The sequence below is a fragment of the Deltaproteobacteria bacterium genome, assembly GCA_017302835.1.
Taxonomy (GTDB): domain Bacteria; phylum Bdellovibrionota; class Bdellovibrionia; order Bdellovibrionales; family Bdellovibrionaceae; genus UBA2316.
On sequence record JAFLCC010000009.1, the window covers coordinates 58,246 to 71,259 of the forward strand.

At 36.8% G+C, this 13,014-nt stretch carries 9 protein-coding genes and 1 tRNA gene; 4 read left to right on the plus strand and 6 right to left on the minus strand.

Translation table 11 applies throughout. The features are described from left to right. Positions 1 to 244 precede the first annotated feature (244 nt). Positions 245 to 1,171, plus strand: coding sequence for a hypothetical protein (locus tag J0M15_11240; GenBank protein MBN8537618.1), 927 nt, complete (start codon positions 245 to 247; stop codon positions 1,169 to 1,171). A 60-nt stretch (positions 1,172 to 1,231) separates the two neighbouring features. Here J0M15_11240 and J0M15_11245 read toward each other — a convergent pair whose 3' ends face one another. Next, positions 1,232 to 1,372, minus strand: a complete 141-nt coding sequence (locus J0M15_11245; GenBank protein ID MBN8537619.1) for a hypothetical protein — start codon at positions 1,370 to 1,372, stop codon at positions 1,232 to 1,234. Positions 1,373 to 1,541: 169 nt separating this feature from the next. On the opposite strand from J0M15_11245, the gene J0M15_11250 reads away from it, so the two are divergent. Next, complete coding sequence (locus tag J0M15_11250; protein MBN8537620.1) at positions 1,542 to 2,369, plus strand: class I SAM-dependent methyltransferase; 828 nt, start codon at positions 1,542 to 1,544, stop codon at positions 2,367 to 2,369. Between the two features lie 100 nt (positions 2,370 to 2,469). Next, positions 2,470 to 4,200, plus strand: a complete 1,731-nt coding sequence (locus J0M15_11255; GenBank protein MBN8537621.1) for an ATP-binding cassette domain-containing protein — start codon at positions 2,470 to 2,472, stop codon at positions 4,198 to 4,200. Between the two features lie 474 nt (positions 4,201 to 4,674). On the opposite strand, the gene J0M15_11260 is transcribed toward J0M15_11255, so the two are convergent. From J0M15_11260 to gcvT, 3 genes are all read right to left on the minus strand, one after another. After that, a tRNA-Leu gene (locus J0M15_11260) sits at positions 4,675 to 4,759 on the minus strand. A gap of 30 nt (positions 4,760 to 4,789) precedes the next feature. Further along, on the minus strand, positions 4,790 to 5,179 hold the full coding sequence (gcvH, locus tag J0M15_11265; GenBank protein MBN8537622.1) for a glycine cleavage system protein GcvH: 390 nt from the start codon (positions 5,177 to 5,179) through the stop codon (positions 4,790 to 4,792). Between the two features lie 102 nt (positions 5,180 to 5,281). Continuing rightward, positions 5,282 to 6,388, minus strand: coding sequence for a glycine cleavage system aminomethyltransferase GcvT (gene gcvT / locus J0M15_11270; protein MBN8537623.1), 1,107 nt, complete (start codon positions 6,386 to 6,388; stop codon positions 5,282 to 5,284). Between the two features lie 171 nt (positions 6,389 to 6,559). Here gcvT and J0M15_11275 point away from each other — a divergent pair, with 171 nt between their 5' ends. After that, positions 6,560 to 11,062: a hypothetical protein gene (locus J0M15_11275; protein ID MBN8537624.1), complete on the plus strand. Its 4,503-nt coding sequence runs from the start codon at positions 6,560 to 6,562 to the stop codon at positions 11,060 to 11,062. A 48-nt stretch (positions 11,063 to 11,110) separates the two neighbouring features. Here the strand turns inward: J0M15_11275 and J0M15_11280 are convergent, their stop codons facing one another. Both J0M15_11280 and J0M15_11285 read right to left on the minus strand, forming a co-directional pair. Further along, entirely contained in the window at positions 11,111 to 11,542 is a 432-nt protein-coding gene (locus tag J0M15_11280; GenBank protein ID MBN8537625.1) for a DUF393 domain-containing protein, read from the minus strand. A gap of 53 nt (positions 11,543 to 11,595) precedes the next feature. Next, a complete protein-coding gene (locus J0M15_11285; GenBank protein MBN8537626.1) occupies positions 11,596 to 12,948 on the minus strand; it encodes a thioredoxin family protein in 1,353 nt (450 codons plus the stop codon). Positions 12,949 to 13,014 lie beyond the last annotated feature (66 nt).

Here is a 13,014-nt window from a genome sequence, read left to right on the forward strand (position 1 = left end):
GATCTGGCCAATTGAATGGCGTCAATTTATTCGGTTCTAAATATCCTAAACGAATAATTTTCGTTATTATAAATAATAGCGACAATCTGACCTTGTTAAAACTTGTATTGATGGAAACTGGATAGGGCCAGATGGCTTTGAATTTTACCTAGAACTGCCAAATTAAATTCCGAAAATTCACAGAATTGATTGATTTGTTTTTTGAGTTGCCCCGATTGATGAGACTGTGGTTGAATTTCGGCATATGAAAATCAATAGATTGCTAGAAAAATCGCACCTACAAATAAATGAAAATTGCTTAATAAAAAATCTAGGTGATTGTTATCTACTAAATGAAAACAAACTTTATCGAAGCATCAGAGTACTGACACTTGCCAACGGGTTTGGCTATACAACGGAGTTAACTCCAGCATATGTGGCATTACCTCTGAGTCAATTGGATGTTTTTTTAAAGAATAAAAAAATCCCTTATTTCGATAATGTTAGTATCCTTCAAGAAATAGAAAAGAAAATTCCCAATTCAACACTTTGGGATGAGGTTACTGATAATTTAAAAAGGAATCATCTTTTTCATGAGTCTTGTCATGCTGTTGCAAGGTCAGAATCAGCTAAAATTTTTGAAAAAGAAGAAAAATCGGAAAATAAGATTTTGCAACTAATGATTGAAGAATCCTTCGCCAATGCGTGTGAGCTTGTTTCAATAGTGGATGTGGAAGATCCAGTTCATAAATTGTTTTTTGAAATTAATTCGTATATCTTTATGTATGATGACCGCGTTCATTTAAAAAACTTGATTGCTGTTTTTGGTTTTGAATTTGCTCTGAAGTTTTTAATTTTGTGCTATTTGCATAGTAATTTTCTTTGTGAAAAATTGGACGATAATCGTTTTGAAAAAGTATTAAAAAACATGGTGAAAAATAAAAATGAATTTGAAGCACTCATAAAAGATGGCAAGAAAATAAAAAGTTTAAGAGCTATTGCTAAAATTACTTTTGCATTAAATCCAAGATTTAGAATGGTGACCAGTATTTTTTATTTAAGGTTAAGTGGGTTTAATTTCCAGATAAATGACTTAAAACAGTTAGATTTCATGAGTCTCATTGAAACTAATCCAAAATTTAATCTATTGCTAGAGACTTTAGTTCAAAAAGTATTTTTAAAAATAAAATGATAAAAAGTAAAAAGATGCTCTATGAAATGTTAAGTTGTAAAGCATTGAAAAAAACCAATGTTATCGGATTTGTTTTGCGGTGCAGGGCTCTCTCATATTTGGGGTGGTCGTCGGCATATTATTTGTTTTTAAACCGTACTTTTTATTGCAAGTTTCATCTTCGACTCTTGGCACATCGGTGCGACAACAAAATGCTTTCATCAAAAAGCCTTTGAAAAAGGGCTCCCTTTTTAAGGGGCGCACCACTGGTGATCTTACAATTTTCTCTAGTCAAAAACAATTGTCATTTTTAATTTATTTGTCTTACCTAAAAGGACTGTGCTTATATTGATGAATCGACTAAATTATTTAGCCTTGGGGATGGATTCGAATGATTGCTGAAGTATTTCACTTTTTCATTGAAAGCAGAAAATCTTGGATACAACCTCGAAAACCTCGGACGCAAACGAGTATTTACGAAAAAGAATTTTGTGAACGGTATTCAAGCTCCCAGAAAACAAGCGACTTTGAGATTTTAAATGCCTTTATTCACGAAAAAATTAAGGTAAATATTCCGAATCAGGGAAAATTCTTGGATGTTGCCTGTGGGCCTGGATGCTTGCTTTTAGAAATGGCGAAAATGTATCCAGAAGTTTCCTTTTATGGAATAGATGCTTCTCAAGAAATGTTAAATATCGCTCGTCGAGACCTTGAAAGAGAGAAAGTTGCAAATATTCGGCTCGAATTAGGCGATATGAATCAACTCTCAAAATACTTTCAGAAACAAGAGTTTGATTTTATTTCTTGGAACTTTGCGGCCCATTATTGTGCGTCGGATGAGCAATTTGTATCGATTTTAAATGCTATATCAGAACTTTTAAAGCCTGATGGCAACTTTTTTTTTGTAGATTTAGTGAGATTCAAGCTTGAAAACACCCTGGATTGGTTTTCGAACAAATATGATCTTCCGGTGGGGATGAAGTTTTTTAATGAAACTCGGAATTCATATCTCGCCTCTTTTACACCCATGGAACTAAGAAACCTAATCGGGCAAAGCCTGTTGAAGAATCTGAAGTGTAACTGGTCACCTGGATTTCCAGTTCTTTTTACTGCCGATAACCTCAAAATTCAGCCAACGTCGATGATCTATCAGGGTCGGCCGTGGCCACAAAAAATGAAGTACTTTTTACTTCGATTGGTTATTGCTTGTTTCAGATAGAACAAGCCGAACCTGGTGGGTGACTTCTAACAACTAGAGATTTTAATAAAGAATAATTATAAAATTTGTCATTCTGATTTTTTCCACTCACTATAAAGAAATGAATAAAAATAAATCTATCCAACGATTAATTAGTGTCGCCAAACCCGAACTCAAAACATTAATATGGGGGTTATTTTTTTTAATTATCTCTAGTATTTCGGCTTTAGCATATCCGCAGGTCATACGTTGGATGGTGGACAATGTTTTACAAGTAAAACGACTAGATAATCTTTGGTTAGCTGTCGGAATTCTATTTATTGTTTTTATTCTTCAAGGGATTGCCTCTTCGGTTCGATACTATTTGTTTTCTTTAAGTGGTGAACGTATTGTTTTAAAATTAAGGCAAAAATTGTTCAAAAATCTAATGGCCCAAGAGGTTTCCTTTTTTGACTTCCATCGCACTGGTGATTTGATGAGCCGGCTGGCCTCTGATTGCACAACATTACAAAATACTGTCAGTGCCAATGTCTCCCAGGGATTAAGAAATTTAGGACAAGTATTAGGTGGCCTTGGTTTTATGTTTTATACCTCTTGGCAGCTAACAGCGATTATGTTCGTATTAATTCCTCCCATCGCTTGGTTTGCAGCTATCTATGGAAAAAAAATTCGCATTCACTCTCGTCAACTCCAAGATGCTATCTCGAGTTCCAGCATCGTAGCTGAAGAAACCTTATCTGGAATTAAAACTGTTAAGTCGTTTGTAAAAGAAAATTTTGAAGTTAACCGCTACACAATGGCTTTAGATCACGCCCTGGGTTTTGTTAAATCACGCATTACTGCCATTATGATTTTTATGATTGTTGCAATGACTGTTGGTTTTACTGCGGTTTGTATTGTGCTTGCTTATGGTGGCTATCAAGTCATTCAAGGTGCCATGTCCGTTGGTGATCTCACTCAGTTTTTATTGTATTTAATGTTAGTTGCAATTGGCGTTGGCAGTCTTGGCAGCTTGTGGGGTGATTTCGCGGCAGGACTTGGGGCTTCTGAAAGAATTTTTGAAATTTTAGAAAAGCAAAGTCTGGAATTAACCTCAGGGCAAAAACCAGAAAAAATTTTTGGTAAAATTGAATTCACAAATGTTAATTTCAGCTATCCAAGTCGAAAAGATATCAAAGTCATTAAAAATTTATCGTTCTCGGTAAGTCCGGGTCAAAATGTAGCTTTCGTTGGCTCTTCAGGCGCAGGTAAATCAACTATCGCAACCCTTATACCCGGTTTTTATCCAGCAGATTCTGGCCATATCGAAATTGACGGGATTGAAATCTCTTTGTTGGATGTATGCTGGCTACGTGAACAAATTGGTATTGTTTCCCAAGAACCAGTTCTAATTTCTTCAACCATCGAAGAAAATATAAAATACGGCAAAGAAAATACTTCGGGCAAAAATATTACAGAGGCCGCAAGATCTGCAAATGCCCTAGAGTTTATCGAAAGATTTCCTGAGGGTATGCAAACCAAAGTCGGCGAAAAAGGTTTGCAATTATCTGCAGGACAAAAACAACGTGTCGCCATCGCAAGAGCTTTATTGAAAAATCCAAAAATTTTAATTTTAGATGAGGCGACTTCAAGCTTAGATACAGAAAGCGAAGCTTTAGTGCAGGAAGCCTTAAATCGATTAATGGAAGGACGCACTAGCCTAGTGATCGCGCACAGGTTATCCACCATTGTTAACGCAGATAAAATTTTCGTAATAGATAATGGACAAGTTGTTCAAAATGGAACCCATGAAGAACTAGCAAAAGACAAATCAGGAATTTATTATCGTCTATTACAAAAACAATTTTCTTGAGAGGAAAACTTTTAATATGAATTTTCCTGTTTGGTATTTAGGTTACTCTATTTCAGGTTCCTCACATGCGAATGGCTTCATAAAAAACGTTACCAATGTTTGAACAGTGCCACCCATTTATTTCTGGGTTAACAATTCAGGTAGGAAACTCGATCGAGAAACGACTCGAGAAGCTTGAAAAAGCAATGAAAGTTAAAGCTGGTTAACTTAAACGACAGCATTTATGATTTAATGGCGCTACTTGGTCATTCAGACGTTGAAACCACCATGAGGTACGCGCATCTGTGCCCAAAACATCTTACACGTAAAACAGAGCTTATTAAATTTCAGCCCCAAAAGTGTGCCGATCTTCTAGATTTTATTTCGCCCAACCATAATCCAACCGTGGATTTGGAAAATGCAAAAAAAGCCGGAACTTTTTGATTCCAGCTTATCGATTTAACTTATTGAATTTATTCAGCAATTTGAAATAATTGGTGCCCCGCGAGGGACTTGAACCCCCACGCCTTGCGGCACTAGATCCTAAGTCTAGCGTGTCTGCCAATTTCACCAGCGGGGCAAAAAAATTAGATTCACTATAATATTAAAATTACTTATCTGCAATGAGTTTTTTATACTCAGGAGCTCTCATTAAATTTGCTAATTCTTTTTCGCTATCCATCTCGATTCGAACTAACCAGCCATCATTCATGGGGTCATCGTTTAAGGAGGCAGGATCATCCGTTAAGGTATTATTCACCTCAATAACTGTTCCTGATACGGGAGAAAATAAATCACTAACGGCTTTAACACTTTCGACAACTCCAAAGGATTGATTCTGAGAAACTTTTTGTCCTTCTTCTGGAAGTTCCACATAAACAACTTCACCCAGTTGACTTTGAGCAAACTCAGTAACACCAACAGTAACGATGTTTTCATCGACTTGAGCCCATTCGTGTTCTTTAGTGTAATAATAATCTTCTGGAATTCTAAATGCCATAGCCACCTCTAAGTTAATTGAATGAGTTTATATGCTTAAATCAAATTTTCGACAACAATTTTTTTGTGTTCGTCGATAGTCAGATTTGATCGCAAAATTTTGTTATTTTTCGAGGAAAGGTGTTTTTACAACTTGAGCCAATACTTTTCTGCCTCTAATATCGACATAAAATTCTTGGCCAAGGCCTGAAAACTCGGAGCGCACATAACCTATGCCAATGGGCTCATCTAAACTTGGCGAGTGAGTGCCGCTGGTGACTTTTCCAATGGGTTCATTTTTGGGAGAGTACAATTCATATCCTTGTCTGGGAATCCCTTTGTCTTTCATTTTAAAGCCAACAAGTTTTTTTTCTAGGCCCTTTTCTTTTCCCTTAAGAAGGAGGTCTTTTCCTATAAAATCCTTTGCCTGAGGTTTAATAACCCATCCTAGCTCCGCAGCATAAGGGTTTGTTTGATCGTCTATCTCATGTCCATAGAGGGAGTACTTCATTTCGGTTCTAAGGGTGTCTCGGGCTCCTAGGCCAATGGGTAAAACACCGTACTTTTCTCCTTTAGTTAAAAGCTCCAGCCAAAGCTGGGAAGTCAGAGCCGCAGGGACGAAAATTTCAGCCCCTTTTTCACCCGTGTACCCGGTAGTGGCTAGTATCAGTGGCGAGGAGTGGTAATCTAGAATTTTAAACTTGAATGCCACCAGGGCAGAAACATCAAAATGGAAGACTTCAGTTAAAAGGGAAATGGCTTTTGGTCCTTGAACTGCAATTTGCCCCCACAAATGACTTTCATCAGTGATGTCCGCACCTTTATTATTTTTTATCATCCAAGAAAAATCTTTATCTTTATTGGAGGCGTTCACACAGACAAGATAATTCGCATTTTTTTCAAGGCAATAAATGATGATATCATCAACTAAGCCTCCTTCAAAATTAGGAAGTAAGGAGTACTGGGCCTCTCCAGAATTTAATTTGGAAACGTCGTTAGTGGTTAACCATTGAAGGGATTCCAGGGATTTTGGACCCTTGACTCTGATTTCACCCATGTGTGAAACATCAAACAGGCCCACATTTTTTCGAACATTGAGATGTTCTTCTTTTAATTGAGAATACTGAATAGGCATTTCCCAGCCAGCAAATTCAACCATTTTGGCCTTAAGAGATAAATGTTCCTTATATAAGGGAGTTCTTTGGCATTTTACTTCAGATGTATTTGTCATATTTCCTCTTTATGTCAAATTCTATGACAGAGATTAATTATTTTGTCAAAATGATGTCAATCTTTATAACAAATGATTTTTTTCTATATCATTATGATCGTTTTTCTCTGAGAAAGATTCCCAAAAAACAAATTGATGTTAGTATTTAACTGTAAGGAATTGGGGATAAATATGAAATTAAAAATACAGCTAATGGTCTGGATGGTATTAAGTGTCGCGAGTATCATATTCTTTCAAAACTGTGGTCAGCAAGGAAGTATCTCTCTTGAGGCCGACCCTGCCAAGATCGTCGGCGAAACAGACGATATCTGCCAAGTCAATCCAAGTCATCCAATTTGTAATAACACAGCCGCCGTTGGAAGAGTTGAGGAGTACAGGTATATTGATGTCAAACAACCCCAAGTTCCCGATTTAAAAATCTTTTTAGTACTTGATAATTCAGATTCAATGAGGGTTAGCCAAGTCAATTTAGTTAGTAATATTGAAAAAATGTTTTCTGAAAATGGTGAAGGCTTAAGAGATTACAATTCTGAGATATTTATTTTAACAACAGGCCAATTAAATAATATAGATAATAAACTTTTTAAAACATCCATTGATTTTAAAAATGACTATCAAAAAATTTTAGAAAATCTTTATTCCGTGCAAACCTCAAATGCTATAAATTCATTATTGTCTTTTCTGAGACCGCTTCAAAGTGGTGTCATCAAAACCAATGGTTTACTTGCTGGCGATATGGTTGGTTTCTATTCAAAGCAGGTAAGGACTCCGTCTTCTGTGGCTCCCATTTATGATGCTTTCGAGGTTAATTTTTACCCTGCTTTTCTTTCACAGTTTAATCAGCCTTCCATTCTATCTGTTAAATTCAATAAAGGTGGGTCTGTCGCGGAGCTTGTAAGTCGTTTGAAGGAACGTGTTGAGTTACTTAATCCTGATAACCAAATTCTTGCTAAATCCATAGCCATTGATGGTAAGAGTTTGGACAACACTCCTTTGTCAGATGTCGTAGAAAAAGAAAGTGGAATGTGCGCCTTAGGTCGAATCATTCATGAAGCAAAAAATAACCCAACGGAATCACTGATTAAAAAAGGGGAGTTAGCCACCTTTATTTTGGTTTCGGATGAGGAAGAACATGATCTTGTGGGCGCCGAATGCATCAAGAAATTTAAATATCAACAGCCTTTGCCTGGAACTTATTATAGGGGAATTTGTGCAGACAATGAAGCCAATGTCAGTTATGAAACTCCCGACAAAAGAGATTGGAAGCTTCAAGTACAAAAACCCTATGTTAAAAATATCCGACAAGCCCAAGAGCACATCAACGGTGAGATCTTGAAGGTAGACGGTCAGTGTGGAGTTAAATTCAAACAGACCCATGCTCGGTTGAAGGTAAATAAAAACTCACATAAAGTTATTTTTTCTCGTAAAGTGGTTGATCGTGGAGGAAATACAGTTGTTCGATCTTGGTCTCACAATTTAAGTTTTAATCGTATTAATAAACAACACAAGTATACCTTTGATAGAGTTTCCTTAAAGCACAAATTTGTTTTTGATAGAACTAGTTTAAAACACCGGGTGGCTGCAAATAGAAAATTAGTCACTCCTATATTCAATGTATCGGCAGCTAGAAGACTTATCTCGAAATATCAAAGGGTCAATTATATCAGAAAAACAATGCTTACAAAGGAAGGTAATAAAATTGTAGAAACAGGACGAACAGGGCCATTGACTTTCGATATCCCAGGAGTGAATATCGATCCTTCTGCTTGCACACCAAGTTGGATAGCTGCTCGAAGTGAAATTAAATCTTTGGAGCCAGCCTTGGCCAGTGCTTCTGAAAGTTATCAATACGAAGTTTCATCTTGTGCTGTAGCTAATGTAACTAAAAATGAAAGCTTCAATCAAGATTACTCTGGAATATCTCCCACAACCTGCGATATTAATTTTGTGGAATCTGTTTTTCTAAAGTCTGTGATGCAATCAAATGATTCCTATGTTTATGATTCTTATCAATGTTCACAAAAAGCAGTTAATGTAGTTAACTATTCCTTTGTGTCAGAGGATATTGCCGGCAACGTGAGTGCCGTTAGCAGTTGTGATGCGAGCTATGCGAATTCAAACGATTCTACCAAACCGGTTGTGAATGCCTCTATTGGCCAAGTTTTGAGCTATGAAAATCCAAATTGTAGCGCGGCGAACACCACGGATATCGGTGCGCAAATCATAAATTTGGCAGGAAGCTGCAGTTTAGTTTCCAATTTGGATTCTGAAATCGCCGTTCAGGATGGCAATCGAACAAACACCACTTATGCTCACAAAAACTGTGTGGATACCAACTCTACAACTCTAGCGCAAACAAGGACGGAGTTAGGTGTTTATGGCGGTACTGCTTGTGAAACAAGTATTGCCAGTCTTGAGTCAAATCCAGCCTATACAAGTTATGTAAATTGTTCAGTAGTAGCTACAAATACTACAAATTCAAACCAAAATATTTCTAACATTTCAGGTCAGTACAGCTACACTAACGATCCCACCTTATTAACTTATATCAGAGTTAAAGACGGTAATAAGTCAGTGGCAACGACGGACTACACTCTTGTTGGCGCTGGCTATGTAAATAACCCTACTTATGAAAACTCTACAGGTTTGCAAAGTGCTTCGATTGATGGAAAAAAACCTGGAGTTTGTGACAGTGCGTATGCAGCCGCAAAAGATCCGTCTCCTCCGTCTTTAGGTGTTGGGACAAGTTTGGTTTACTATAATGTTTCTTGTTTTGATAATTCTCCGGTCACCTATCAATTGACAAGAAGTGGAAAAACAATCAAGTACGATGGTTCTTTTGGGAATTTATTATTAAACTATGATTCTTCACTTTCAGCATCAAGATCTTGTACTGCTAGTGAGCAAGGTACCATTTTAAGTAATGAATCTGCAGCTAGTCCTTCGATGATTCCTGATGGGAATGTTCTGGAAGTAAGCTCTTGTATCGTTTCAAATGCCGATCTTGTCTCGGCAACAGTTGAAAGTAATAATATTATTTCACTTGTCAATGCTGAAGCGGCTGTCAAGATTGGCACTACCAGCGCTATTTGTGAGACTCCCATTGCTTCTCACTGCGCGGTAGGGGCATCTAATAATCCAACGGGAAAACTTGGGTGTCTGAATAATCTCATCGCTTTTGTTCCTTATGCCGCTTACAAGGCAGAAAGCAGAAATTATGTATTAAGAGCTCCCGAATTTGATTCCCTTAAAAAGGAATTACACTGGTTTGGGTTTGAACCCATTCAGGTAACAATTGGTGGAATGAATACCACGTTAAACTTATTAAACTTAACCTGCGAGGAAGTTTATCAGGCTTGTGGTGCGGATCCTTCAAACAATGCACTGACAGTGGAGGCGTATTTTAAGAAAACCTACGCAGGTAACGACAATACACTTTGGGCAAATATTAAAAAAATATCTTATTCTGATAAGACGGTTTCTGATCCCGATGCCTTAGCTATTGCCTGTGCTCCAGATAAACTTATTGACTATGTTGGTCCATCAGATTCAAGAAAGGATTATGAAGTTTGCAATAACAAATCCGTAAATGCTTCAAAATCTTTTGATATCGTTTATGATAGTATATTATCAGATATTATCATTACGAAAAATATCAATGATCCCATTTCATGCAATGAAGTTTGTACTTCTGAAAAATGCCAAGCCAAAACTGGATCCAGGGATGTTGTTCCTATGACAGTTACCGAGAGCGGCGTCACCAGGCCTCTGACGATGAATGAGTTTTATGGAACTAAATGCACCGTCAATCCGAGTTACACTGTGAGTACTCAGCTATCTAGAAGATCATTGGCTAAAATTAATTTGGGTGAAATGGCAAGAGATTTGGCCACGTATAATAATAATGCCGATGTTTGTGAGCTGACCTGTAAACAGACTGGTTTATGTAAGGCGCTGGCAAATAGCCCCGTGGATGTCTCAGATAAAACCATCAAACAATTTGTTGCAGGCTTAAATGGTTTAGATGCAGCCAAGGTTTCTAGTTGCAGAGTGATTCGAGCGACTGAGGATAATATTGAAGGCAAGGCCACAAAAGCGGAAGTGGATACGGCCTGCACGAATCCTTTTGGTCCCTTACTTGTAAATAAATATATCAAGAATAAGTACTATGAAGCTTATTACAGTGCCTCCATGCCCAATGGAAAAAATGAAGTGGTTCATATAAAAGAAAATCAATCTGGACTTGATACTTATATTGCGAATTCATTTAATGATGTTTTTGGAGATGGCTTCGTTTCCATGGCTTCATTTAGCTCTCAAGAGATAAACTACCTTGGGAAGCCTAAGGGAAGTGATTATGATAATTTAGCCAGATCTGTCAACGGTGTGGTGAGAGATATCAAAGCTTCTAGCAATGAATATGGAGATGCTCTTAAGTTTCTTGGTGAAAAAGTAACGGCGCAATTAAAAAGTACCTTTCTCGTCTCAGATGTGGCTCCGGGGAAAGAGATCACTAGAGTCTGGTTTTCATCTTGGGCGACTAAAGGAAAGTATGTCCAATTGAATCCAACTGATTTCAGTGCGAGTGCCGCGACGATAGTTATTACTAATCCAGATATAATTGAAAAGATGAGAACAGAAACTAATTTTAAGTTCTTTGTTGAAATTTACTAAGAGTGTGTTCTTTTTACTAAGTGGGTGTTCTCTTTCCTTCCTTCCGTACTAAGGAAGTAGTTTTTTCGATTCGTCAGGCGAAGGTAGCCGACAGTGGGTTCTTTTCTTAAAAAAACGATAACGATTTTTTGCAATGAAAAAGTAAATCAAATCACGCAGGGGCCTTGGAATAATAAAAAGTATTCCCATGGCTTTCCACAGCCCTCCTATATCAATTAAAATCATGAGAATAGCTGTGGACTTTTCAAGTGGCACCTGATTTCTTAAGTAGATGAGGGTGTCCTTTTCAATAAAATCAGATTTGTAAATTCCAGTTAAGAATTTCTGAGCCGTCTGACCTTGAAGTGAGGCAAAAAAGAATTGGTTCTTCGCATCTCTTCTCAGAAGCCAGTCAATGGCCTTATTACAAAGTTGGCAATAGCCGTCGAAGAAAATAATTTTTGTAGATTCAATGTTTTTTTCAATCGGGACATGGTTCATAAAGTATCCTTGCCATGTGGAATTCTCAAGAGGAGGTTCAATTGGAAATTTAATTAATTCTTCAATTTACTATTGAGAGTCGTCAATTTTTTAATGTAATTTAGAATCCGGCGGGATTTAATTTCTCTCTGTTCTAAAATGAGGAGAGTTTCTTGAATTAATTTTTTGGCTTCGGAAACTCTATTTAGCTTTACAAGGACATCAATCACATGGGCGGACACCTTTAAATTGTTGTCACCATAGGATAGCTGGAGTGCTTTCTGCCCCTTCTCTAAAGCCTCTTGAAAATTTCCTTCACTAAATAAAGATCGTGAATAATTGTGATAGAAAGTAAACTCCTCTGGAAATTTGGAAATCAGGTCTTTATAAATTTGATGAGCCTCAGAAAAGCGTCCCAACTTTTGTAGGGCATAGGCTTTTTCCAAATTATAACCACGATTGTATTTAGAATCTAAAGTGGATTTCTTAATTTTTGAATCAATCCAAATCAGAGTATCTAAATAAACTTTTTTTGATTCTTCATTTTTTTCAAGACCAGCCAATGAATCCGCTTTTAAAAAGTAAAAATCACTACTGGATGAATGAGTCTTCAAATTTAAATCACTGACGACAAGACCATATTCATGGGTCCATTTTTTTAAAGCGAGATTATTAGTCGTCTCACCAATGTTACCAAGGGTTTCAAGTTTCATTAAAACGGTGCTTTCTTTAGGGAAAGTGATAATAGAGTTTTTAAACGCAGAAATCAAATTTTCGCTTATTAAGTCTTCTTCATAAAGATTTAAAAGAGGTATCAAGCTAATTAAATCTCGTTGTTGTGTTGTCAGAAGGGGAGCTGCAATAGCTGTGGGAAAATATTTTAAAGAATGAGCATATTCGTTCTTTGAATAATAATAATTTATGAGTTTCCAAGCAATTTCTGTCGTCGGTTTCTTTTCGAATTTTGCAATGGATTCTATTAAGGAAATTTGTTTGTTTTCTTTTAGAGAAGAGAGTGTATTGAATAAAAGTTCCTTCGTAGGAAGACCTTTTATTCTGCTGATTTCATCGCCCTGACTGTTTGTGAAAATTAAAGTCGGGTATTCTTTGATCTTGAAATTCAATTTGAGTTTGCTTGATGCTTCAAGATCGCCATCCATTTCGAGCAGTACTATCTTTTTACTGAATTCAAGAAACCGAGAGCTTGCAAAATAAGTTTCTTTTAAAATATTGCATGGGGGACACCAGATACCATAAAAGTAGATCATCAGTGGTTTATTTTCAGACTTAGCTCGACCAAGGGCGAGGTTGAAATCATTTTGAATAAACACTGTAGACGAAACAACTTTGGCCTCCGTGTTCCAGCAAAAGAGAAGAATAAGAAAGGAAAAAGAAGAAAGAAAAGAATATTTTTTAATTAAATCCATGAGAATATTGTAAGTGAGAATATAAGAATTTTGAAAGACGCGGAGGGTCTCAAAGTTTTCTTTGAA